Origin of the sequence: Aurantibacter crassamenti (genome assembly GCF_016811105.1) — a bacterium.
Taxonomy (GTDB): domain Bacteria; phylum Bacteroidota; class Bacteroidia; order Flavobacteriales; family Flavobacteriaceae; genus Aurantibacter_A; species Aurantibacter_A crassamenti.
In genome coordinates this window covers 2,149,151-2,174,739 of the sequence record NZ_JAFBGM010000001.1, presented here as the reverse complement: position 1 = coordinate 2,174,739, position 25,589 = coordinate 2,149,151, and the positions used below count along the sequence as shown (strand labels likewise).

At 34.6% G+C, this 25,589-nt stretch carries 19 protein-coding genes; 5 read left to right on the top strand and 14 right to left on the bottom strand.

All coding sequences use genetic code 11. The features are described 5' to 3' along the window. Positions 1–8 precede the first annotated feature (8 nt). From JQC67_RS08845 to JQC67_RS08825, 5 genes are all read right to left on the bottom strand, one after another. Positions 9–587 (bottom strand): Crp/Fnr family transcriptional regulator, encoded by a 579-nt coding sequence (locus tag JQC67_RS08845; protein ID WP_203252455.1) that lies wholly within the window; start codon positions 585–587, stop codon positions 9–11. A 75-nt stretch (positions 588–662) separates the two neighbouring features. Then, on the bottom strand, positions 663–1,484 hold the full coding sequence (locus JQC67_RS08840) for an alpha/beta hydrolase (RefSeq protein WP_203252454.1): 822 nt from the start codon (positions 1,482–1,484) through the stop codon (positions 663–665). 114 nt (positions 1,485–1,598) lie between these two features. Next, complete coding sequence (locus JQC67_RS08835) at positions 1,599–2,975, bottom strand: NAD(P)(+) transhydrogenase (Re/Si-specific) subunit beta (RefSeq protein WP_203252453.1); 1,377 nt, start codon at positions 2,973–2,975, stop codon at positions 1,599–1,601. A 7-nt stretch (positions 2,976–2,982) separates the two neighbouring features. Next, positions 2,983–3,297, bottom strand: a complete 315-nt coding sequence (locus JQC67_RS08830) for an NAD(P) transhydrogenase subunit alpha (protein WP_203252452.1) — start codon at positions 3,295–3,297, stop codon at positions 2,983–2,985. A gap of 9 nt (positions 3,298–3,306) precedes the next feature. Continuing rightward, positions 3,307–4,395 (bottom strand): NAD(P) transhydrogenase subunit alpha, encoded by a 1,089-nt coding sequence (locus JQC67_RS08825; RefSeq protein ID WP_203252451.1) that lies wholly within the window; start codon positions 4,393–4,395, stop codon positions 3,307–3,309. 184 nt (positions 4,396–4,579) lie between these two features. Here JQC67_RS08825 and JQC67_RS08820 point away from each other — a divergent pair, with 184 nt between their 5' ends. Next, positions 4,580–5,824 carry an ATP-binding cassette domain-containing protein gene (locus tag JQC67_RS08820; protein ID WP_203252450.1) on the top strand — a complete coding sequence of 415 codons (1,245 nt, stop codon included), beginning with the start codon at positions 4,580–4,582 and terminating at the stop codon, positions 5,822–5,824. A 37-nt stretch (positions 5,825–5,861) separates the two neighbouring features. Here the strand turns inward: JQC67_RS08820 and secDF are convergent, their stop codons facing one another. Continuing rightward, positions 5,862–8,840: a protein translocase subunit SecDF gene (gene secDF / locus JQC67_RS08815; RefSeq protein ID WP_203252449.1), complete on the bottom strand. Its 2,979-nt coding sequence runs from the start codon at positions 8,838–8,840 to the stop codon at positions 5,862–5,864. A 153-nt stretch (positions 8,841–8,993) separates the two neighbouring features. Next, a complete protein-coding gene (locus JQC67_RS08810; RefSeq protein ID WP_203252448.1) occupies positions 8,994–9,920 on the bottom strand; it encodes a malate dehydrogenase in 927 nt (308 codons plus the stop codon). 262 nt (positions 9,921–10,182) lie between these two features. Between JQC67_RS08810 and JQC67_RS08805 the strand changes: the two genes are divergently transcribed. Next, positions 10,183–10,560 carry a hypothetical protein gene (locus tag JQC67_RS08805; protein ID WP_203252447.1) on the top strand — a complete coding sequence of 126 codons (378 nt, stop codon included), beginning with the start codon at positions 10,183–10,185 and terminating at the stop codon, positions 10,558–10,560. Between the two features lie 651 nt (positions 10,561–11,211). Beyond that, a complete protein-coding gene (locus tag JQC67_RS08800; protein ID WP_203252446.1) occupies positions 11,212–11,580 on the top strand; it encodes a hypothetical protein in 369 nt (122 codons plus the stop codon). Positions 11,581–11,748: 168 nt separating this feature from the next. On the opposite strand, the gene gyrB is transcribed toward JQC67_RS08800, so the two are convergent. Further along, a complete protein-coding gene (gene gyrB, locus JQC67_RS08795) occupies positions 11,749–13,677 on the bottom strand; it encodes a DNA topoisomerase (ATP-hydrolyzing) subunit B (RefSeq protein WP_238934705.1) in 1,929 nt (642 codons plus the stop codon). A 315-nt stretch (positions 13,678–13,992) separates the two neighbouring features. Next, complete coding sequence (asnB, locus tag JQC67_RS08790; RefSeq protein ID WP_203252444.1) at positions 13,993–15,663, bottom strand: asparagine synthase B; 1,671 nt, start codon at positions 15,661–15,663, stop codon at positions 13,993–13,995. A 264-nt stretch (positions 15,664–15,927) separates the two neighbouring features. Between asnB and JQC67_RS08785 the strand changes: the two genes are divergently transcribed. Beyond that, a complete protein-coding gene (locus tag JQC67_RS08785) occupies positions 15,928–16,467 on the top strand; it encodes a DUF2911 domain-containing protein (protein ID WP_203252443.1) in 540 nt (179 codons plus the stop codon). A gap of 106 nt (positions 16,468–16,573) precedes the next feature. On the opposite strand, the gene JQC67_RS08780 is transcribed toward JQC67_RS08785, so the two are convergent. Further along, complete coding sequence (locus JQC67_RS08780; protein ID WP_203252442.1) at positions 16,574–16,981, bottom strand: hypothetical protein; 408 nt, start codon at positions 16,979–16,981, stop codon at positions 16,574–16,576. Positions 16,982–17,125: 144 nt separating this feature from the next. Between JQC67_RS08780 and JQC67_RS08775 the strand changes: the two genes are divergently transcribed. Further along, on the top strand, positions 17,126–17,905 hold the full coding sequence (locus tag JQC67_RS08775) for an NIPSNAP family protein (protein ID WP_203252441.1): 780 nt from the start codon (positions 17,126–17,128) through the stop codon (positions 17,903–17,905). 13 nt (positions 17,906–17,918) lie between these two features. On the opposite strand, the gene JQC67_RS08770 is transcribed toward JQC67_RS08775, so the two are convergent. The 4 genes from JQC67_RS08770 to JQC67_RS08755 all read right to left on the bottom strand — a co-directional run bounded on the left by JQC67_RS08770 (position 17,919) and on the right by JQC67_RS08755 (position 25,522). Then, entirely contained in the window at positions 17,919–18,980 is a 1,062-nt protein-coding gene (locus JQC67_RS08770) for an OmpA family protein (RefSeq protein ID WP_317198364.1), read from the bottom strand. A 148-nt stretch (positions 18,981–19,128) separates the two neighbouring features. Further along, positions 19,129–20,550 carry a hypothetical protein gene (locus JQC67_RS08765; protein WP_203252440.1) on the bottom strand — a complete coding sequence of 474 codons (1,422 nt, stop codon included), beginning with the start codon at positions 20,548–20,550 and terminating at the stop codon, positions 19,129–19,131. A gap of 163 nt (positions 20,551–20,713) precedes the next feature. Next, positions 20,714–22,492 (bottom strand): TonB-dependent receptor, encoded by a 1,779-nt coding sequence (locus JQC67_RS08760; RefSeq protein WP_238934544.1) that lies wholly within the window; start codon positions 22,490–22,492, stop codon positions 20,714–20,716. A gap of 6 nt (positions 22,493–22,498) precedes the next feature. Next, positions 22,499–25,522 carry a tetratricopeptide repeat protein gene (locus JQC67_RS08755; RefSeq protein WP_203252439.1) on the bottom strand — a complete coding sequence of 1,008 codons (3,024 nt, stop codon included), beginning with the start codon at positions 25,520–25,522 and terminating at the stop codon, positions 22,499–22,501. Positions 25,523–25,589: the final 67 nt, after the last annotated feature.

The following is a 25,589-nucleotide window of genomic DNA, read 5'->3' as shown; positions in this document are numbered from 1 at the left end:
ACTAGCTCTTACTGCTGAATTATTCTTTTACGAATACGACTTAGCGTTTCGGGTTTAACACCAAGATAACTCGCCAATTGATACTGTGGCACTCGATTAATCAAATCTGGCCTTTCTTTTAAAACATATAGATATTTTTCTTCTGGGGTTTTACCAACAAACTTTTCAAAATCATCTACTTTTTCGCCCATCATTTTTTCAAATTCGACACGACAAATTGCTTCAAATCTTGGAAATCGTTTGTACAATGCTTTTTCTTTTTCGGTATTCAAAACGGCAACTGTAGTTTTTTCTGAACAAACAAAAGAATGATTTGAAGGTTTTTGATTTGACAAACTATTAAAGTTGGCAACCGAATGTCCCTCGGTAAAAAAATCAGTAGTACGATCTTCCCCATCACTATTGGTTGAATACTTTCGCACACAACCTTTAATTACAAAATAGGAGTCTTTGGCTACTTGACCTTGTTGCAATAAAAAATGACCCTTATCAAACGACCTAATCGGGAAACTTTCTTCAATTGCTAAAGCTTCTTCTTCCGATAGCTTTGTCAATTGATTCATTTGTGCTACTAAAATATTAGTCATTATATTTTTTTATAGGCCTATATCAAGCTGTGAAATAAAGCACACCCCACCTAGATTTTATGCTAGTTAATTTAATCAATCTCTATCAAAATGATCATTAAAATAAACAAAATGATATTTAATAGCATTTGCCCAATACTCCCAATTATGCGACCCTGGGCGTTCTATATAATCGTGAGCTATATTTCTCTCCACTAATTTTTCGTGTAAATTTTTATTTACATGATAAAAGAAATCATCATAACCACAATCGAAAATTATATTTAAATCCCCGTTTAATAAGTACACCATATTAATTACTGTGTTTTCTTCCCAAACTTCTTTATGCTCAGCATACGTACCTAAGCGCTTTGCAATATCCCAATTATTAGGAAAAGGTCGAATATCAACCCCACCACTCATACTACCTGCTGAACCCCAAACATCTTGATGTTTAAAAGCCAGGTAAAATGCCCCATGGCCACCCATACTTAAGCCTGTAATTGCACGTCCTTTTTTATCAGCTATGGTGTTATACTTTTTATCTACGCTTTCAACTAACTCTTTTGAAACGTAGGTTTCGTATTGTATTTTAGAGTCAATGGGACTATCAAAATACCAACTTGTTACATCACCATCAGGGCAAACAATTATCATATCATACTCATTTGCGTAAGCCTGAATTTCCGGAACTTTTGCAAACCAATCTGTGTAGTTACCACTAGCACCATGCAGCAGATATAAAACTGGTTTTTCCGCTTTTTCTTTCGAATAATTATCAGGCGAAATAACCAAGTTCGGAATGGTTTTGTTCATGGCTTTGCTAAAAACCATAAGCGTGTCAATTTGAGCACGAGCTGTAGTTATACATAATGCACTTATAAAAAGATATGCTACAGTTACTTTTAAGTTATTCATTATGAAGTTTATTATTGATTTGTAAAACAAAAATAAATAGGGTTTATATAATGCTGTGAAAAATAGCTTTATATAAACCCCATAAAAAAAATTAATTAAAAATTATTGCAGTGACTACACCTCTTTTAATTCCCTTAAAATATGTTCAATACTCTTTTTTGCATCACCAAAAAGCATCTTCGTATTGTCTTTGAAAAATAATGGATTTTGAATACCCGCATACCCAGGATTCATACTTCTTTTTAGCACCACCACATTCTTAGTTTTAGCCAAATTTAAAATAGGCATTCCGTAAATTTTACTAGCAGGATCATCTAATGCCGATGGGTTTACTACATCATTTGCGCCTACGATAATAGCTACATCTGTAGTGTCAAGATAATTGTTGGCATCATCAAGATCTAGTAACTTGTCATAAGAAACATTTGCCTCTGCAAGTAATACATTCATGTGGCCCGGCATTCTACCTGCAACAGGATGAATTGCATACTTAAATTCAACATCTTTATCTTCTAATACTTCTTCTACTTCTTTTAATATCTTTTGCGCTTGAGCTACTGCCATTCCGTAACCGGGCACCACACATACTCTTTGTGAGTAGGCCAATTGCACTGCTAAATCGGCTGCTGTCACTTCTTTAGCATTTCCATGTACTTGTTTTTCTTCACCTTTTGAAGAAGAGAAATTACCAAAAATTACACTCAATAATGGTCGGTTCATGGCCTTACACATTAACAAGGTTAAAATAATACCAGATGACCCTACCAATACGCCGCCAAGAAGCATTAATTTATTATCTGTAATTATACCCGAAACGGCTGCTGTGATTCCTGTTAAAGAGTTCAAAGTTGAAATTACTACAGGCATATCTGCACCTCCAATTGGCGCAACAAACACCACTCCGTATATAAACGAAATCACAAGAAATGCAATTAATTCTGGAGTGGAAAGCACACCGAGGTACGAGAAATAGAATATAGCTCCGAGGGTAACGATAAGTAGTAGAATATTTACAACAGTGCTAAATGGTATTTTTAAATGTTCATCTTTTAGTTTCCCACTTAATTTTCCATAAGCAATCATACTACCGCTAAATGCGACTAGCCCTAGAAAGAGATTGAATAAAACAACTCCTAAATCTGAACCTTCACCTTTTGATCCATTATTTATTAACCAAACTAATGAAATAAGTCCGGCAGATAATCCACCAAACCCATTGAACAATGAAACCATTTCTGGCATTGCTGTCATTGCCACTTTTCGGGCAGAAATAATTCCGATAATGGCCCCTACCAAAATTCCAATACCGATAAACAAGTAATTATTGTTCTGTGTTTCTAGCGGATAAATTAGTGCAACCACAACGCCTAAAGCCAATGCAATTGCTGCTAATGTATTTCCTCTACTTGCAGAATCTGGATGTGATAATTTTCGAAGACCAATTATTAATAAAACCGCCGCGATAAATAAGATAAAATCAAGTACTACCATTGCTCTTTTATTTTTTCTTTTTCTTGTTGAACATTTCCAACATTCTACCTGTTACAGCAAAACCACCTACTAAGTTTATGGTTCCTAATACAATACCAACTGTTGCTAGTATCAATGCGAAATAATTGGTAGGCTCGGTAACACGAATTAATAATATTGCACCAATCAATACCACGCCACTAATTGCATTTGAACCTGACATTAATGGGGTGTGTAATACCGTTGGAATTTTAGATATCACTTCAAAACCAAGAAATATGGCAAAAGTCAAGAGATATATTATCTCAATGTTCTGCTCTATAAAAGAAATAATTGCTTCCATTTTCTATTTTTAAATTTGTCTAGCTATACAAGAAGAAGTAAAAATTTCATCTTCTTCTAAATCCGTTCTTAATTGTAATTCACTAGTTGAGATATACTTTAAAAAGTTAAATACATTGTTCGCAAAAAGCGTACTTGCATCAACAGCTGCTGCATCAGAAAGATTTGAATCACCAACAATTTGTACGTAATTGGCGGTTACAACCGTTTTATTATTTTCTGAGTACTCACAATTTCCACCAGCATCAGCAGCTAAATCAACTATTACACTACCTCTACGCATAGTGTCTACCATTTCTTTGGTAACAATAACAGGTGCTTTTGTACCTCTAACAGTAGCTGTACATATTACAATATCTGAATGTGAAATAGCATCAAACATCATTTGCCGTTGTTTATCTATATACTCTTGACTTTGCACAGCCCCATAACCTTGATCTGTTGCTTGGTTTGCTCCTTCAACTTTTAAGAACTTACCACCTAAACTTTTAACTTCGTCTTCGGTTTCAATTCTAGTATCAATGGCTTCAACAATTGCACCTAATCTTTTTGCTGTAGCAATGGCTTGTAAACCAGCTACACCAGCGCCAATAACAAAAACTTTAGCTGGTTTAATACTTCCAGCTGAAGTAATCATCATTTGTAAATATCTTGGCAACAAATCAGCTGCACGAAGTACTGCTTTATAACCTGCTATTGATGACATTGAAGACAAGACATCCATAGACTGTGCTATTGAAGACCTTGGTATCATATCAAGACTAAAGGCCCAAACATTTTGAGCTTTTAGTTTGTCTGCAACATTTTTATAAATATAAGGCTTGAAATGCGAGATGTAAATTTGACCTTTACGAAGTTGCTTCATCTCTTCGTCTGATAAAGAGGTGTATGAAATTAAGATATCAGCTTTTTCAAATACTTCACTTCGCGAACAAATTGATGCTCCTTCAGCTTCAAAATCTGCATTTGCGATATATGAATTGCGTCCTGCTTTGTGCTCTACCACTACAACATAGCCATTCGCAATGAACTTTTTTACCACCGCAGGCACTAGCCCTACCTTACTTCCAACAATTTCTTTTAAAACTCCAATTGTCATATTATCGTTTTTAATTGAGCAAATGCAAAATAACCTAAATTATACGATGCTACCTTTCATAATGCTGTAACAATTTAACCTTATCCCTTATTTTTTGTGATATTATTTTACCCTGACTATTTTGAATAAATTTGAAAAGGCTAATTAAGCACAGAAACCATAAATTACTTTATTCAATTTTTACATGAGCAAAAAGGAACATTGGGCCATCTTTATTGATAATAATTCTGATAAAAATAATTTTATCGCTTGCATACTAAATAATGAGCCACCAAAAGGATTTCATATTTTAGAGCAAACCGAAGGGGCCTTATTTTCAAAATTAGCTTTAGCCAAATTAATTGATCTTGAAGATCGTCACGGAAATAAATTAGTCACCAGTTCTACAACACAGGCTTTAAAAACAATGTCTAGCGGAGAACAAAAAAAAGCATTACTAGCACACATATTAGCGAGTAAACCCGATTATATTATTTTAGATAATCCGTTTGACAATCTAGATGTAAGTTCTCAAGCTGATTTAAAATCAACGTTAACTGCAATTAGTAATACGGTTTCGCTGGTGCAAATTATTAGTAGAAAAGCCGATTTACTTCCTTTTATTGAAACCTACTTTAAACTTGAGGCTAAAGATTTACTTCAACTAGACACTTTACAAATCTCAAATTCTGACACAACTTCGATTTCAAAAAGCATCCCCCCTCCTATCCATTCAATCGATTATGAAGCAAAAACACTTATTGAATTAAAAGATGTACATGTTTCATATCTAGACAAACAAATTCTAAAAAATATAAACTGGAAAATACAGAAGGGTGATTTCTGGGAGCTAAAAGGAAATAATGGAACTGGTAAAACAACCATACTTTCAATGATTACAGGTGAGAACCCAAAAGGTTATGGTCAAGAACTTTTCATTTTTGGTACAAAAAAAGGTAGTGGAGAAAGCGTTTGGGATATTAAAAAGAAAATCGGCTACTTCACCCCTTCAATGACCGATAAGTTCACAGGCTACCATTCTGTTGAAAATATGATTATCAGCGGTTTAAACGATTCAATAGGGCTTTATACGAAACCTACTGAGGTACAATTGCGTACCGCAAAACAATGGTTAGAGCTTATTGACATGTGGGATCTTAGAAATGCCTTATTCCATGATTTAAGTATGGGGCAAAAAAGATTAATCATGTGCGCTAGAGCCATGATAAAACACCCAATACTATTAATTTTCGATGAGCCAACTGCTGGACTCGATGATAAAAGTGCATCACTATTTGTACGTTTGGTAAACAAATTTTCAAATGAAAGTGAAACTGCAATAATCTTTGTTTCACATAGAACAGAGCCAGATTTAAATCCGGATTTTATCTATGAGCTTACTAAAACCAAAAATGGATCAACAGGAAGCAAAACAAAAAAGGTCCGCTAATTAGCGGACCTTTTTTTTATTTTAATATAAAATTATTTTAGTCTTCTTTCTCACCTTGAAATGACTTACTCAAGGTATCAAACATTGTTGGTGTCGCAATAAACAATGAAGAATAAGTACCTATAAGAACACCAATTATCATTGCGAACATAAAGCCTCTTAATGATTCACCACCAAAAACAAAGATTGCCAACAACACAACTAATGTAGTTAATGATGTATTCAAAGTACGACTCAATGTACTATTCAATGCTAGGTTTATATTGGTTCCGCCTCGCCAGCCTTTTTCATCAACTATCTCACGTATACGGTCAAATACAACCACGGTATCATTCAATGAATACCCAATTACAGTCAAAATTGCTGCTATGAATGCTTGATCAATTTCCATATTGAAAGGCATGATTTTTCCGAATATTGAGAACACACCCAATACCACCAGAACATCATGAAAAACTGCAGCCACAGCACCCAATGAAAATTGCCATTTTCTAAATCTAAATAAGATGTATAAGAATACTACAGCCAACGAACCAATTATTGCTAAGAATGCATTCTTTTTAATATCATCAGCAATTGTAGGCCCAACCTTCATAGATTGCATAATACCAACAACTTTATCATCAGCACCAACAACAAAATCATCAAATGACATTCCGTCTGGTAAATATTTTTGTAATGAAGTGAATAATTTGTTCTGAATTTCATCATCTACTTCAATACCTTCAACATCTACTTTATAAGGTGTAGTTACTTTTATTTGATTTGCATCACCAAAAGTTTTCACTTGAGTACCACTACCAAATACAGTATTTAACTCTGAAGCTATTTCAGAAGGGTTAACTACTTTCTCAAAACGTATTTGATATGAACGACCACCAATAAAATCAACACCTTGTTGTAATCCGTTTGTAGCCAAAGAGATTATACCAACTATAACCAAAATAGCAGAGAAGATATAGGCAATCTTACGTTTACCCAAGAAATTAATATTGATATTCTTGAATAGGCCTTTAGTCAAACTAGTACTAAAATCTAATCTTCTTTCTCTACTACTTAAATACCAATCTACTAACAACCTTGTAATAAAAATTGCTGTAAATAATGAAGTAAGTATACCTATTAATAAGGTTGTAGCGAATCCTTTAATTGGGCCAGTACCAAAGATGAAAAGTATAACTGCAGTAAGACCTGTAGTAATGTTTGCATCTAAGATTGAAGATAATGCATTACTAAAACCATCTTGAACGGCTTCACGTTTGCCTTTACCTTTATCTAGTTCTTCTTTAATTCTTTCAAAAATAAGAACGTTCGCATCTACTGACATACCAATAGTTAAAACAATACCAGCTATACCAGGTAATGTTAATACTGCTCCTAAACTAGTCAGTACTCCAAAAATTAATAGAATGTTGAATAGTAATGCAATGTCAGCGAAAATACCGGCTTTTCCATAATAGAAAATCATCCATAACAATACAAATGCCATTGCAATCATAAATGACATAAATCCGCTATTGATTGCTTCTTGACCCAAAGATGGCCCAACAATTTCTGACTGAATAATTTCAGCAGATGCTGGAAGTTTACCAGCACGTAAAACGTTGGCAATATCTTTTGTCTCTGTAATTGTAAAATTAGGACCCGTAATACGCGTACTACCTCCTGAGATCGGACCTGATGAAACACCCGGTGCAGTATATACTTTGTTATCTAATACAATTGCAATACCCGTTTGGTTATTGAATGCATCACCTGTTAGATTCTCCCATTCTTTAGCTCCTCTAACATTCATGTTAACGCTAATAGCAGGCTTGCTATATTCATCAAAAATATCACTTGCATCTGAAACAACATCACCACTCATTCTCGGCACACCATCTCTGCTTGACTTCACTGCAAAAAGTCTAACACGTTCTGCATTCTCTTCTGCTGGTCTTTCCCAGAAAAATTTCGTGAATTGTATTTCTGTTGGTAACAACCTTCTTACTTCAGGCATTCTTAAATAAGCACCAACCTCAGCTGTATCTTTTACTGCAGCAGAACCAACTGCATACCCTAGTGGTGCAGGTTCAAATTTGCTTAATAACGGATTGAATTCATTTGCTATGTCTAATGAATCTTGTGCAACATCAGATAACAATGAATCAATTTCTGATTCTGTTTTAGATATTGTTTCCTCAGCTTTTTGAGCTGGTTCTAAAATATCTTTAAGTTTCAAGTTTGCATCATAAAAGAATTTCATGACATTTTGGTTTCCTGATTCGTAGGTTTCCCAAAATTCTAATTGCGCAGTACTTGATAATAAATCTTGTGCTCTTGCTATATCTCTTGCTCCTGGTAGTTCAACTAAGATTCTACCTGAGTTACCTTCACGTTGAATGTTTGGTTGTGTTACACCAAAACCATCAATACGCTCACGTAATACTTCAAAAGCAGATTCTACAGACTCATCAACCTTAGTTCTAATTATTCTTTTCACAGAATCATCGGAAGCCTCATCCATACTACCAATTTCATCGCTTAAACCTTTGGTGAAAAAGATATCTGGTGAAGCTAGTTTAGAATCCCCTTTGATATTATCCCAAGCATCAAAAAATAAATCGAGATAAGTATCATCACTATTTTTAGATGCTATATCAGCATCTGCTAATGCTTTATTGAATACAGGGTTCTTTGTATTATTAGCAAGACCTTTTAATATGTCTTTTACAGAAATTTGTAGCGTTACATTGATACCACCTTTAAGGTCAAGACCTTTATTTAGTTCTTTTTTCTTGGCATCATTATAATCAGTATAACCAAAAATTGAATTATCTCCAATAGAATCAAGATAAGTAGCTTCCAAGGCTTCCCTTCTGGCCACATAACCATCTTCGCTTTCTGAAATTCTACTACTGGCAAAAATTGTTGCCTCTTTTTCTACTTTATTTGTAACAAACGTATAGGATAGTTGGTAGATACTAACTAATCCGAACAAGAAAGCAAAAAGCTTTATAAGTCCCTTATTTTGCATTATTTAGGTAAATTAATTGGTTTTTTTCCTTACAGCCTGCAAATATATGGTTTTACTAAACGATTAGACAACTTTATTAAAATATATTAGCAAAGCAAAAGGGCGCACCGTTTATCGGTTACGCCCTATTAACATTAATTTTATTTGTATTTATTATAGTTCTAGCAGACCATTTGTCTTAGAAACACCTTCAGCACTTTCTTTCATTTTAGCCTTCTCAGCATCGGTTAAAGGGATATCAACAATCTGCTCAATTCCATTTCTACCTAATAAAACAGGTACACCAATACAAATGTCATTTAAACCATATTCACCTTCTAAAAAGGTTGAACATGGAAACATTTTTTTCTGATCACAAGCAATTGCCTGAACAAGTCCTGATACAGCTGCTCCTGGCGCATACCATGCACTTGTACCTAGAAGACCTGTAAGTGTTGCACCACCTACTTTAGTGTCTTCTGCAACTTGCGTTAAACGTTCTTCAGATAAAAATTCAGAAACTCTGATACTATTTCTTGTAGCATGAGAAGTTAATGGAACCATACCCTTATCACTATGACCACCAATCACCATACCATCTACATCTGAAATTGGTGACTCTAATGCTTCAGCTAAACGGTACTTGAAACGAGCGCTATCTAAAGCACCGCCCATACCTATTATCTTATGCTTCGCTAAATTTGTTGTTTTATGTACCAAGTATGTCATAGTATCCATGGGATTACTAACAACTATAAGGATAACATTTGGTGAATGCTTTATTAAATTAGACGAAACAGTTTTTACAATACCTGCATTTATTCCTATCAGCTCTTCACGAGTCATTCCTGGTTTTCTTGGAATTCCTGAAGTTATAACCGCAATATCACTATTGGCTGTTTTAGCGTAGTCTCCTGTTGTACCCGTAATCTTGGTATCAAAACTATTTAAAGATGCCGTTTGCATTAAATCCATTGCTTTACCTTCAGCATATCCTTCTTTGATATCTAACAAAACAACTTCAGATGCAAAATTCTTAATTGCTATATATTCTGCACAACTTGCGCCAACTGCTCCGGCGCCAACTACGGTAACTTTCATACTTTTTTAATTTTAAAGTGAATCTATATTTAATTCGGAGCACAAAAATACTGATTTTAAAAGAACCTTGTATTTTATAGATTCATTAATCGGATAAAATAGTCAATTCAACGATCGTTAAAGTGCAACCTTGTCTAAAAAAAAGGGTTTTCATCGAAATTCGTCAATCATATCGAGAAAATGATACCGTACATCGAACGACATGAATATTAACTATAGTGATTTCGTTTTATATATGTCCCTATTTTGAAACCTACTTATTATGAAACGTTTATATTCTTTATTAGCCATACTAGCCATCATCTTTGTAGCAAACTGTACACGAATACCTGAAAATAATAATCCAATAATCGGAGTCTGGAATGACAACAGCATTTCACTAGCCGATAAAAGTAGCGAAACAACACATCATGAATGGATTTTCAACGATGCATATCTAGGCAGATTTCAAAGCTACAATGAGAACAAAATAAGTTTTAAAACAGATTTTAAATGGTCAGTAAAAGATGATGTTTATACCATATCATATCCTGGCACTGATTTACCTTCACATACGGTAAGCATGAAAGGATCCACAGAAGGCGATATGTTAGCACTTCAAGATGGAATCCCTTTGGCCATTAGAGAAGAACAATTGTAACCTACAATTCGTAACCCTTTTTAACCCTTAAATTACCCCCGATGTTCTTTACCAGTGAGCATTGGGGTTTTGTTTTATCCAATTAAACTAAGACAACTCCCTAATTAAAAACACCTATAACAATAGTAGTAATCATGGTTACGGCTTAAATAATTATACAAACTACTTTTTAGCTTATACAATCATATAAATACACATTTCAGGTTCACACTAATTGAACTTGCAATCTTGATGAAGTTTAACTTAGGTTGAAATTTTCATTTGCATAAAAGATAACTACATTGATGCATTAAAATCACTTTAATTGTAATTGAAAGTATCGGCCATCATATTCTAATCAACTTCTTTGTGACAATATTTTTCTACATCAATTTATGACCACTGTAAATTCTTCATTTAAATTATTGTTTTAACTACTAATTTATCTACTTCGGATTTAAAAAATACAAGAACCAAAAAGCACAGTGTATTTCATCGAATCGTTAATCGATAAAAACCACCAGAACAACGATCGATAAAATGCAACATTGTTAAAAAAATATGACATACATCGAAGATGGTCTTAAAAGTAGGTCACACATCGAAACGCACAAATAATTGATACAATTGTTCCGTTTTATATATGTCGCCTAACCCCGAAACCTACTTATTATGAAACGTTTAAACTCTTTATTAGCCTTACTAGTAGTAGTCTTAACAATGAGTTGTTCTGACATACCGGAAAACGATAATCCTATAATTGGAATATGGAATGATAAGAGTGTAGCTTCTGCTGCCAAAAGCGATGATTCAACTCATCATGAATGGGTTTTTAACGATGCTTACCTTGGTAGATATCAAAGTTACACGAACAACGTATTAAGCTTTAAAACTGATTTTAGATGGTCTGTAGAAGACGATGTATACACCATAACATATCCTGGAACAGATATGCCTACCACAACGGTTAGCATGAAAGGATCGCTACAGGGTGATATGCTTGAATTTCAAAACGGAAGTCTTTTGGCCATAAGAGAATAATTGTAACCTACAATTCGATACCCCCATTTCTTACCCTAATTAAAAACCCTGAACTTTGCATTGCGAAGCTTCAGGGTTTTATTTTTCAACTGATAATTTGCATATAAAATAGCAATACTAAAAAACCCCAGTGTTAAACTGAGGTTTCTAAAAAAGTATGTTCAATTATTATACATCAATATTTGCATAAACTGCATTCTTCTCAATGAACTCTCTACGAGGTGGCACTTCATCACCCATCAACATAGAAAACACACGATCAGCTTCAGTTGCATTATCTATTGTAATTTGACGTAATGTTCTAAACTCAGGATTCATGGTAGTATCCCATAATTGTTCCGCGTTCATTTCACCCAAACCTTTATAACGTTGTATACTTACACCTCCGCTATAACTTGCTGCTATCTCATCACGTTCTTCATCACTCCAAGCATAACGTTTTTTCTGCCCTTTCTTAACTAAATATAAAGGTGGTGTTGCTATATAGATATGACCACTATCAATCAATTCTTTCATATATCGGAAAAAGAAGGTCAAAATTAGTGTCTCAATATGACTACCATCAACATCGGCATCACACATGATAACTACTTTATGGTAACGTAGTTTTTCAATATTCAAAGCCTTACTATCTTCATCTGTTCCGATAAAAACACCAAGGGCTGTATAAATATTTTTTATTTCTTCGTTATCAAAAACACGATGCGGCATCGCCTTTTCAACATTCAAAATCTTACCACGTAATGGAAGTATTGCTTGAAAATTTCTATCACGACCCTGCTTGGCCGTACCACCTGCCGAATCACCCTCAACTAAAAATACCTCACAGTTTACAGGATCTTGATCAGAACAGTCAGATAATTTTCCTGGCAAACCACCAATACTCATTACTGTTTTACGCTGCACCATTTCACGCGCCTTAGTAGCTGCATGTCTAGCTTGTGCCGCAAGAATCACTTTTTGAACAATTACTTTTGCATCGTCTGGATTCTCCTCTAAATAGTTCGTCAACATTTCAGAAACAGATTGACTTACTGCTGCAGAAACTTCACGGTTACCCAATTTTGTTTTCGTCTGACCTTCGAATTGAGGTTCAGCAACCTTCACCGAAACAATTGCGGTTAATCCTTCACGGAAATCATCTCCTTGAATTTCAAATTTTAATTTATCAAGCATTCCTGAAGCATCAGCATACTTTTTCAAAGTACCTGTTAACCCACGACGAAAACCTGAAAGGTGTGTTCCTCCTTCATGTGTATTAATATTATTTACATAGGAATGCAAGTTCTCAGTATACGAAGTGTTATACACCATGGCAACCTCAACAGGAATACCATTTTTCTCGCCTTCCATTGAAATCACATTCTGAATCAACTGCTCACGATTGCCGTCTAAAAACTTAACAAACTCTTTTAAGCCTTCATCAGAATAAAATGTTTCAGATAAATAACCAGACTCACTTTCTTCATCTTTTTGGCGTTTATCCATTATACTAATGGTAACACCTTTATTTAAATACGAAAGTTCACGCATTCTATTCGAAAGCGTTTCATAGCTATATTCTATAGTTTGGGTAAAAATAGATGTATCAGGTAAAAAAGTAACCTCAGTACCTCTTTCTTCAGTTTCACCAATACTCTTTACAGGGTATAGCGCTTTACCTTTAGAATATTCCTGCTCCCAGATTTTACCATCTTTATAAACAGTTGCTCTTAAATGTTGTGATAATGCATTAACACATGAAACACCAACACCGTGTAAACCACCAGAAACCTTATAGGAATCTTTATCAAATTTACCACCAGCACCAATCTTGGTCATTACTACTTGTAGTGCCGAAACTCCTTCTTTCTTGTGAAGTCCTACCGGAATACCCCTACCATTATCTCTAGTAGTTACAGAATTATCTTCGTTTATAATGACACTAATAGCATCACAATGGCCACCCATTGCCTCATCAATAGAGTTATCAACTACTTCGTAAACCAAATGGTGTAGTCCTCTAACACCAACATCACCAATATACATCGATGGACGCATACGTACATGCTCCATACCCTCCAGCGCCTGAATACTATCTGCTGAATACTCCTTCATTGATGCACCTTCTTTCTTTAATGCATCTAGAGGATTTTCCTTTTCTTGATCTTCGTTTTTGGCTTCTTCGCTCATAAATTATCAGGTTGTATTTACTTCAAATTTTGCAATCTTACAAATATATGGAATACCCTATGACATATAGTCTTTTCACGTTTTTTAAACATTGAAGTTATTAACAACTATTGTGGAAAATTCAATACCTTAAAAAGCACCGTTTTTTGAAGAAAAAATATAATCCTTAATTATTTCATACCTAAAGTTAAAACCCTGCTAATTAGCAGGGTTTTTAAACAATCTTAGTAAGTTTAATTACTATTTTTTATATGAATCTGAATGCACATTCATAATTGCTCTACCAGAAGGTTCGTTCATATTTTTAAACGCCTCATCCCATTCTAAAGCAATTTTAGTACTGCAGGCAACACTTGGTTCTTGTGGCACACTTAAGGCAGCCGTATCACTTGGAAAATGCCCTTCAAAGATTGAACGGTAATAAAATTCTTCTTTGTTTTGTGGTGTCTGAATTGGAAATCTAAATTTAGCATTAGCCAATTGCTCATCGCTAACTTCTTTTTCAACAACTTCTTTCAATGTATCAATCCAGTCATAACCAACACCATCACTAAACTGTTCTTTTTGTCTCCAAGCTACACTTTCAGGTAACATATCTTCAAAAGCCTTACGAACAACCCATTTCTCCATTCGCTCACCATTAATCATCTTATCTTGTGGGTTGATGCGCATTGCAACATCCATAAACTCTTTGTCTAAGAATGGTACACGACCTTCAATTCCCCATGCCATTAAACTTTTGTTTGCACGTAAACAATCATACATATGTAACTTGTCAAGTTTACGAACAGTTTCTTCATGAAATTCTCTCGCGTTTGGTGCTTTATGAAAGTATAAATAACCACCAAAGATCTCATCAGCACCTTCACCAGAAAGCACCATTTTTATACCCATCGATTTAATAACACGTGCCATTAAATACATTGGTGTAGAAGAACGAATGGTCGTAATATCATAGGTTTCAATATTGTAAATCACATCTTTTACAGCATCTAACCCTTCTTGAATTGTGAACTTAATTTCATGATGAATTGTACCAATAAAATCAGCAACTTTTTTTGCTGCTGCTAAATCTGGAGAACCTTCTAAACCAACTGAAAACGAATGCAATTGTGGGTACCACGCATCTGATGTATCATCAGATTCTATTCGCTTTTGCGCATATTTTTTAGCAATAGCAGAGGTTACCGAAGAATCTAATCCACCAGAAAGTAAAACTCCATAAGGTACATCAGACATTAGCTGTCTATGCACAGCTGCTTCTAATGCTTCTTTAACTTCTTGAATACTTGTTTCGTTATCTTTTACTGCATCATAATCGCTCCAATCACGTTTGTACCATTGCACAAACTTTCCATCTTTACTTGACATATAATGTCCTGGAGGAAATAATTCTATTTTACTACAAACACCCTCTAAAACTTTCAATTCAGATGCTACATAAAAAGTTCCGTTTTGGTCCCATCCGATGTATAAAGGAATAATGCCCATATGATCACGTGCAATAAAATACTCATCTTTTTCAGCATCATAAATTGCAAAACCAAATATGCCATTCATTTCATCAATAAAATCAACACCTTTTTCTTGGTACAATGCTAAAATAACTTCGCAATCTGAAGCTGTCTGAAAATCATATTTACCTTCAAATTGTTTTCTTAAATCACGGTGGTTATAAATTTCACCATTTGCTGCTAAAATCAATTTTCCATCAGGACTCAATAATGGTTGCTTACCAGACGCTGGATCAACAATTGCCAAACGTTCATGTGCTAATATGGCTTTATCATTTGAATAAATACCACTCCAATCCGGACCACGATGCCGAATTTTCTTAGACATTTCTAATATTTGAGGTCTTAAAACCTCAGCTTCTTGCTTCAAATCGAAAGCACATACAATTCCGCACATAATCTAAAAGTTATCTAATTTAAAGTCAAAGATGCGCCATATAATTAAATATTGAAACACAAAAATTCATATAGGTTACAAATTGTAATCATAAGATTGATTTTTAATACATATACATACTTATCACTCACCCATTGACATTACATTATAGCATTCTGTAAGTTGGGTATATTTAAACGACTTTATAGTTGTAGATAAAATATTACGAATTAGTTTTAACTTTGCTAAACTTGGGATAAATCCAAGAAAAAAAATAGACACATTATGAAAAACTTACTTACCATCGCTTTTATGGCGATTACATTAGCATTTTCAACACAAGCGAATGCACAAAGCTTTAACGGACTAGACAAGAGTCCGGCTGACATTGAGACTTTCCCTTCGGGCCATAAAAACCTTGATAAGTCAATAAAAGTTGTCTACAGCAGACCACAACTGAAAGGACGTTCTGTTTCTGAATTAGCGAAAGCTGGCGAAGTATGGCGTACTGGTGCTAATGAAGCTGTTGAAATTACTTTTTACAAAGAAGCTACTATTAGTGGAACTAAAATTGCTGCAGGTACATATTCTTTATTTTCAATTCCTGGTGATGCAGATTGGACAATTATTTTAAATAAAAGTTTAAACCAATGGGGAGCTTATAGCTATGATAAGTCAGCTGATGTTGTACGCGCAAAGGCAATTAAAAGTACAAGTGGCGAATCTCTAGAAGCATTTTCAATAGTTTTTGAAGAAGCAGTAGGCGGTACAAATTTAATTTTAGGTTGGGGTACAACTAGAGTGAGCTTACCTATTAAAATTTAACATTAGATAGATTCTAATAAAAAAACCGTTCACTTCTGTGAACGGTTTTTTTTATATCTAAAACTTTTACTTTAATAAAAGCGAATCAAAATTCTTTTATTACAAACTATATCATTCGCGTACCCGCAAGCGTAAAAGGTCCTTGTTCTGAAGTGCCTGACCCAGTTAATTTATCTCCATCAACAAGTACTTTTACTTCAACACGTGAACCCTCAATATATAACGCAAACTTTACCTCATCATCTTTTACCTCAACATCTACAGTAGTTAAAGTACCACCTGGTAATTCAATATTTACAACATAAGCTCCACTGGCTTTTGTTATATGCATAACACCTTTTGAATATGCTGGATCTACATCTGGTACGCTATAGGCCCAAGTACCAAGAACAGCATCATTAAGTTCAAATGCAACTTTATTAGACTCAACATTAGAACTCGCTTGTAGCGTGTTCACGCAAAAGACCAAAGAAAAAAATGTGAATACCAAAGAAGTAAATTTTAATAATTTCATTTCTCAAAATTTAAGTTTAACTCAAACACTATGTTTGCGCCTAACAAATGTAGGCTTTTTGTTAAATTGACCAAACATCATTACACCAAATAGGAAATGTCACTTGTCTTGCTTAAGTTTATTCCAATTAAAACTAGAACAAAAATGAAATCAACAAAAAAAATATTCAGAATCTTTTTAATAATTATGCTCACAACGGTTAGTAATTCGTATGCGCAAGACGCACAAAGAGAATTTTATCAACTAAAAATTTACTCTTTTGACAATGCAGAGCAAATAAAAGCTACAGATACCTACCTTGAAAATGCATACCTACCTGCTTTAAAAGAAATTGGAATTTCTTCAATTGGTGTATTCAAAGAAAGAGACTCTGTTATTAGTAAAACCTATGTATTAATTCCATTTAATTCTATGGATGATTTTCTTTCGTTAAATTCTAAGTTAGACGCTAATGCACTGCATACAACTAAAGGAAGTGCATATTTACAAGCACCACATGACAAACCAACATACCAAAGAATAGAATCAATACTTTTAAAAGCATTTATTGATATGCCTAAAATGGCCGAACCGAATTTAGATGGTCCACGTGAAGATCGCGTATATGAAATGAGAAGCTATGAGTCTGCAACAGAAAAATTACACGTAAATAAAGTAGACATGTTTAATGCAGGTGGAGAGGTTCCATTATTTGATGACCTTGGCTTTAATGCTGTTTTTTATGGGTCGGTTATTTCAGGACCCAACATGCCAAACTTAATGTACATGACTACCCATAAAAACAAAGAAGCCCAAACAGCAAATTGGAAGTCTTTTGTAGATTCACCAGTCTGGGCAAAGCTTAAAGTTAGACCTGAGTATCAAAATAATGTTTCAAAAAACACGAAATATATGTTGTACCCAACGGAATACTCAGACTATTAAAAAGTAGGATTAGTTAGTTCTTTTCTTTTGAAATGATGAATTCAACACGCCGGTTTAATTGGCGATTTGTTTCATTGTTGTTATCCATCAGAGGCACTTCACTACCGTAACCTTGCCATGAAATTCGATCCTTTGAGATACCAGCAGTAATTAGATATTCAGCTACTGCTGCAGCTCGTTCATGGGAAAGCTGTTTATTGTACATTGGTTTTCCGACATTATCCGTATGTCCATGTATTGCAATAGACAACATGGCGTTTGCCTCTAAATGTTGGACTACTTTTTGAAGTTCAATTTTAGATGGTGCTAATAGCACTGATTTATCAAACTCAAAAAGCACGTTTTTAAAAACATAGCTTTTATCAAGTTCTATGTTTTTGGTTTCTTTTCCATTAGAAATTGCTACAAGTGCAGATTCAGATAATGGCGGTTCTTGTAATGCAACCGAAACCATATCTATATAATAATAAGCGCCTTGATTCGCGTTACGCTTGGTTCTAAACATTCGCGTGCGCTTATTACTTTTAAAGTTACCAATGACGATATATTTCTCAGCACCTTTCGCTTTAAATTGGGTATGAACTAAAATCCAATCTTTAGTATCTGAATAGAAATTACTGTAGCCAATTTCTAGATAATTATATTCATAACCTTCTTGCTTATACAAATGCATTTTAGACAACTCTTTCTTAATCGGCACATCTAATTTCTTATTTGAAAACAATACTCCAAATTCTTTAATTGCAAAATCTGAACGTTCGGCTAAACTTACATAAAATGACACCCTATAGTTTTTGCCTTTTACTAATTGCTGATCTAATTCTACCTGAAGATATTCTCTATAATCTTCTGGTGCATACAGATATAATCCGGCGTATCCTTTACCAAAATTTGAAGGTTGAGATCCGTTAAAATTTTCAGGGGTACCCATAGCCGTGCTACAAGAATTAAAATAGTCTGTAGAGCCTATTGTTGGGGCTGACCAATCATGAAGGTCATCTTTTAAATTTCCGAGCTTTACTGGGCATTTATCATAAAATTCAAAACTGGGGTTTTTAACCAAGTTTTGACTCACAACAAGTTGGCACAGTAAAATGCAAAAGCCTGTGACAATATGTTTTCTTGAAGAAATAATCTATTAGCGGTTTTTAACAATCTTAAAAATAGCAATTTACAGTGCAACAACAACCTCATTACCAAATATTTACAATATGCAAGCGCAATTAATCCAAACTATCGATATAATCTTCAATTAGTGAAATACCCTCCGTATGTTTAATTGTTGTACCGGTATAAGGCATAGAAAAATTCGGAAAACCACTATTTATTCGTTCTATAATATCAGCCTTCTTTGCACTAATATTTGTATTTGTATAGGGTGTTTCAAATCTAAAATCGAGCGTTTCTACCACGGGGTTTCCATTAAAACCACCTGGTTGATGACAATGTGCACAATTAACCTCCATATATGCTCTGGCTCTATTTTCAACTGTTTCGGAGGTGCTTTCCCAATCTGGTAAAACTGCAATTTGATTAACTGCAGGGGCTCCTGTCAACATATTCTTGTCAACAAAATATTCTATTTGATTTTTACCCAAATATTCAAAATTCATATTTCGCGACTTCGGACCAATAGGAAAAGTTGTACCATTATTATTGTGACATTGAATACAGGCTGTCATATTCGGCACTTCATAAGCAACACTTTCCCACTCACCTTCTGTGTTTTTATAGTCTACCAAGACCACTTTCACATCATCAGATTCCTCTAAAATAGCTTCTGTTTGAGCATCATTCCAAATATATTCACCCATCACCCAACTACCATTCTTTTTAATTAAAACTCTAGTTTCAATTATCTTCTTCCCTATAGTTGCATCTCTCTCATCATTTAAATAATAAAAGGTTTTAGTAATAACCGTGTTATCCGGAAACGCTAACAAACCTTCGCCGTTATAGGTCATTTTGGCGTTTTTAGGAAGCGAAATTGAGCGCAACTTATAGGCGTAATCGGTGTACAAAGGTGTGATTAAACTATATTCATGTGCCGTTCTATTGAATTTTAAATCTTCAAGCGGACCATCAAATACTTTTAATTCTGATAAATTAGGTAATAATTCAGCAACTGCGTATTCGCGATCATCAACATATGGGTCAGTCGAGTTTAACACCTCATCACCGTTGATTACTCCGTCGCCATCACAGTCTGCTGCAGCCCAATTTGCATTTGTAGCATTGTATTCATCATAATCGGCATCGTGCACTGGGTCACAAGGATTATTTTTATCTGTGCCATCTGCAATTTCTTCAGAATCTAATAAACCATCACCATCAGTATCTAAATCATCAATATAAGGATCTGTACCGTTGGTAACTTCTGCACCATTGGTAACACCATCATTATCACAATCAGCAGCGGCCCATATTGAATTTGAAGCACTAAATGCTGTGTAACCGGAGTTACGAATCGGGTCACAAGCATTATTCTTATCTGTGCCGTCTGTAATCTCTTTGCTATCTAAAATACCATCACCATCAGTATCAACTTCAGGCACAGGATTTGTTGTTGGACTATCAGATGAACATGATAGTAGCCCAATAAAAACGAACAACAATAAAATTTTGAAATTCTTAGATTCAAACATTGTAGAAAATTTTCTTTTATATAGCATTTCAAAAATACCCAAAAGCCTATTAATAAACCAGTAGAACAGGCTAACTGTCATCTATTAACGATAAACGAAGTTTATAATTTCAGTAAAGTCATTATACATTCAAATATGCATTTGTCTCAGTAAGAATAAACCACTAAAAATCAAACTTATAGGTTGCTCCACCTAAGATTTGGAGCCCTTGAACTTGATAATTGGCCCATCTTTGATAATTGTTATTGGCAATGTTTGCTGCCTTTACAAAAATTGACAACTGCTTATTTAAACGATAACCTATATGTGCATTCGCATCAAAATAACCATCTAACTCAATTATCTCTGAAGCAAATAAATTCGCCGGTGTACTTGGCACGGCTACAGATGAAATATCGCTACGCTTACCAACATAGAATAGATTAGCACCCATATACCATTTTTCACCAATTTGATAATCCATAAAAAGACTTCCTGTTAAATCAGGCAAATTCCAAGCTGGGTTATCTGTTTCTGTGTTATATGAATAGTATTCGGCATTTATGCCTAAGGCGAAATTTCGATTTACATCTACATTCAACTCCCCAAAAACACCAAAGGTTTTTACATCATCATAAAAAACATCAAAAGAATTTCCAAAAACATATGGCCCTTCGCCTCTAGAGGCATTTGAAGGATTTAACTTAAACAATGGCAATCTGTTTTCAGCTTTATAAGACCCTTTAATATTGTAACTTAAATTAGCAAATAACTGGCCTTTTAAACCAACATAAGCATCATACTGTTGATCTGTTGGCTGCATAGATAAAGTTGGCGACACAAACGGATTTTCATCAATGAAACCGTAATATGAATTTTGACGTAAATCACCAACAATACCACCGTAAGCAATCGCAACATCATCTAACAAACGATACGATGCAGTTACATCAGGATAAATATGAAAACTACCATCACTATTTTCTAAGTCCATTCCGTAAATAAATTTTGCCCCTAATCTTAAAGTCAAATTATCTCGCAAAATTTTTAAATTCGGATTTAAACCAACTTGTAAATTGTTGTATTTTATTTCAGGTGTATTATCCGTATTATTTAAACTAGCATTTTCAAACTTACCGTTCACCCAATCTACTTTTGCCCCTAAACTCAATTCTTCATCAGTAATTGGAAAGTCAAAAACTGGTTCAAAAACTACTCTATTTTCTCCTGATTTATAACTATCCCAAAAACGACGATATAATAATTCGCCACTTTTGAAAAAAGAATCGGCCATATTGAGTTTGGTACTTACCTCACCCATAAAATAATTCTGACGCGCGTCTTTTTCATCTACAGTTACCAAATCTAGTGCGCCTTCAGGTGTACCATACCAGTTGTATAATTGATGTTGAAAACCCACATTAGCAACCCAGTCAAAATCACGATCACGTTGTGAATACGACGCATCTAATTTTGAATCTGAAAATTTATTATCAAAGAATACATCGTCAAAATCACCGCGTGACGAATTATGAGTTAACCCCAAATCTAAACGGTCTTCACGACCTATTGCTCTACTTGTATAAAAATCGGCTAACACATTTCCCGGATTACCCGCACCTACTGAGGCATAAGAATTAAATAGAATTGGCGGTGGAGTTTTTTTAACTGTAGCAGCTTTACCTTTTGCGGGTGTAAATGTTGATGCAACCGGAACAGAAAAAATAGTATAGTCTATTTTCTTTTTTTGAAGCACAATTGAATCGTTCATTTCAGGTAACGATTTTATCTTAAATGCATCCGAAATTGTAGGCGTATAGGCCTTTGTTACCGTTACTGTTTCAGTGCCTAGACCTTCTTCGTCTTCACCCTCATCTTCTTGTGCATGCACGCCTAAACCCAAGAAAAAAACTGGAATAAAAAATATAAATATATGCTTGTACATAGTTGTTCTCAATTTCATTGTATTCTAGTTACCATTCGGATTAACTGAAGAATTGCTTTGCGCTTCTTTCGCCTTTATTATCGTCAACTCACTTTTTGCTTCAGAAACAATTTCTGGGTATTGCGTAAAATTAGAAGTGACATTTTCAAGAATATAAGTGGCTTGATATGCATCACCTAAGGCATAAAAATTCTTAGCCATGAGCACCAGTCCTTTTCCGCCCCATTCTTTATAACTGGCATAATCTTTAGCTAGTTTTTGCACAGAAACATTTGACCCTTCGTGGTCTTGTGAATTGAATTTAAAGTAGGCATCATAATACAAAGCCTCGGCCGCCAGACTACCTGTGGCAATTTTCATCACTTCTTGGTACGCACTTTTAGCTCTCGCTTCATCATTGGTTGCAATTGCTGATCGAGCAATAAAAATTTGAGCATCACTTTTAATACGATTGTCAATTGCTGATGTAGCTAAAACTTTCTCAGCATACGCCATGGTTTGACCATAATTTTTCTGCTGATAATAACCCTTCATCAAATTGCTCTGCGCAAATATTTTATTCTGCTGAATGTTTGCCTGATTTTCTAAGCGCTGCAAATATGGTAATGCCGTAGCATAATCTTTATCTCCAATATAAATTTCACATACTCTTGTTAGTGCTTGTTCGGTGTACTCACCCACCCCATTATCCGCTACAAATTTATAATGCGGTAAGGCTTTTTCTTTTTGTGATTTTCCAAAATACAATTGCGCCAAATTGAAGTTCGCATTTATATTATGAGACCCGTTCGGAAACTCTTTTAAATATTTCTCGTAGCTTCTAATTGCTGCATCTTGATTTCCATCACGTAATTGCTTTTCTGCAGATTCATACGTTGCATTATCTAATTCAGAATCAGTAACCTCTACAAAATCTAAATCTCTAACCCACGCAGCATATTCATCTACACGACCCGTATCAACATAAATTAACTTAGCTGTTGCAACGGCTTGTATCGCTTCTTGTGTTTTTGGAAATTGGCTTACAACCGATTTAAATCGTTCTAATGCATTTTCATTCTTGCCTGAGTTATAATACACCAAACCTTGACGCATCATCGCTTGAGGTACTAAAGAACTACCGCTGTATTCATTAATAAGACGACCATACGCTTGCAAACCTTGATTTTCTTGTCCTGCCGTTATATAGGTATTTCCTAGTTCATAAAGCGCATCGTCTTTTAAAGTAGAATTAGAATAGGTTGACACAAAATTGGTCAACTCTTGAATTTTAGTCTCTTGCCTACCAACAAAACCATAGCTAATCGCTTTATGGTATGCTGCATAGTCTTTTTCAGGACCTGTTAACTCCAAGGCTTTGTTATAGGTTTCTATGGCCGGCCAATATTTGCTGGTTACAAAATAACTATCACCCATTCGCAAGTACGTGTCATACAATTTATGAGTATCATTTGTACCTGATCCAGCATAACTATTATAACTCGCTATTGCTTGCCCATAATCTTTCAACTTAAAATAAGTATAAGCAAGATTATAATCCAATTCATTTTGCTCTGTAGTTCTTGATGCCTGCGGACTTGATTGAAAACGCTTAAAACCCGCTAAGGCATCATCAAATCGATTTAACATATAATCAGATTCCGCTTTCCAATAATTTGTTCTAGCTGTAAACAATGCATCCTCTGCACTATCTAATGACTTTTGAAAAGTGGCAGATGCACCATCATAATCAGCATCGACAAAAAGTTCAACTCCTCTGTAAAAAGCAACTTTTTGATAGGTAGCTTTACTTGCATAGTTTCTGTTCTTCTCAAGTAAATCCATAGCGCCTTGAAAGTTTTTTGATGTGATATATGAATCAACCAAAAGGCTCTGCATTTCTTGGGTATTTTTTCCGTTCGGATATTTTTCTAAATAATCTGAAATAACTTGAGGTACGGGTTCATATGCATTACCAATTTCGTAACTCAAACGTGCGTAATTCGAGTAGGCATCTTCTTGGATCTCTGCACTGAAATCCATTTGCGAAGCATTTCGAAAAGCATTTAACGCTTCCTGCTTTTTATCTAATTTCAAATAACATTCAGCTAAGTGGTAGTATGCATTTTGCGAAACACTATTTGTGCCGCCAATAATCTTATTGAATTGTTGCTCGGCACCTGCGTAATCGCCTTGTTTATAATGGGCATATCCTAATAAATAATAATCCGTATTACTCCATTTACCTCGTTTGCCTTTGTATTCTTCTAAATACGGAATAGCATTATCATATTGCTTTAAATTGAAATAACTCTCACCAATAATTTTATTTAGTTCAGAAACCTCTTTGCGGTCTGCCTTAGGCAAATACCCTTTCGCAAGTGATATCGCTTCTTCAAACTTACCAAGCTTAAAATTCATATCAGCTTGGTAATAACTCATTTTTTGTTCGAGAATTTCTGGGTCAGTAATTTCATCAAAACGTTCATTCGCCCCTTCATAATCGTCTTCTTGATATGAAATATAGCCTAAGTAATATTTTGCTTGTGATCCGTACGTTTGAGAATCAACAACTTTATTTAAATATTTTTCTGCTTCTTTTGTTTTCTTAGAAGAATACAATGAATAGCCGTAATTGAAATTAAAGCGTTCCATCTCACCTCTTGAAAGTGCACCTTGATCTACACGGTTATACCATTTTAAGGCATACGGATATTTGCCCGTCTCAAAATAATATTCTGCCACATCAGCAAAAGCATTGTTCCGTTTTGTTGAAGTTGGGTATTGTTCAACAAAATCTTCCATCAAACGATCCGCGCCCAATTGATTGAGACGCACAGCAGCATTTGCTTCATAATATGCACTATTGGCTTTTGTTTCGCCATCTTGCGCAGTATTCTTTACTTTTTGAAATAAAGTTTGCGCAGCTTGATACTGTTCATTGTTGTACAATGACAAAGCATCTTGATACATCTTTTGATTGTGAGTGTAGATTTTGGTCTCTTGGGCATTCCCTATAAAAACCATCCCCGAGAAAACGAAGATTAAAGCAGTTATTTTTTGTAGCATAGTGTTCTGACTAACCTTGTATTAATTTTAATAACGTCAAATATTGTACCTAAGTATATTTACAAAT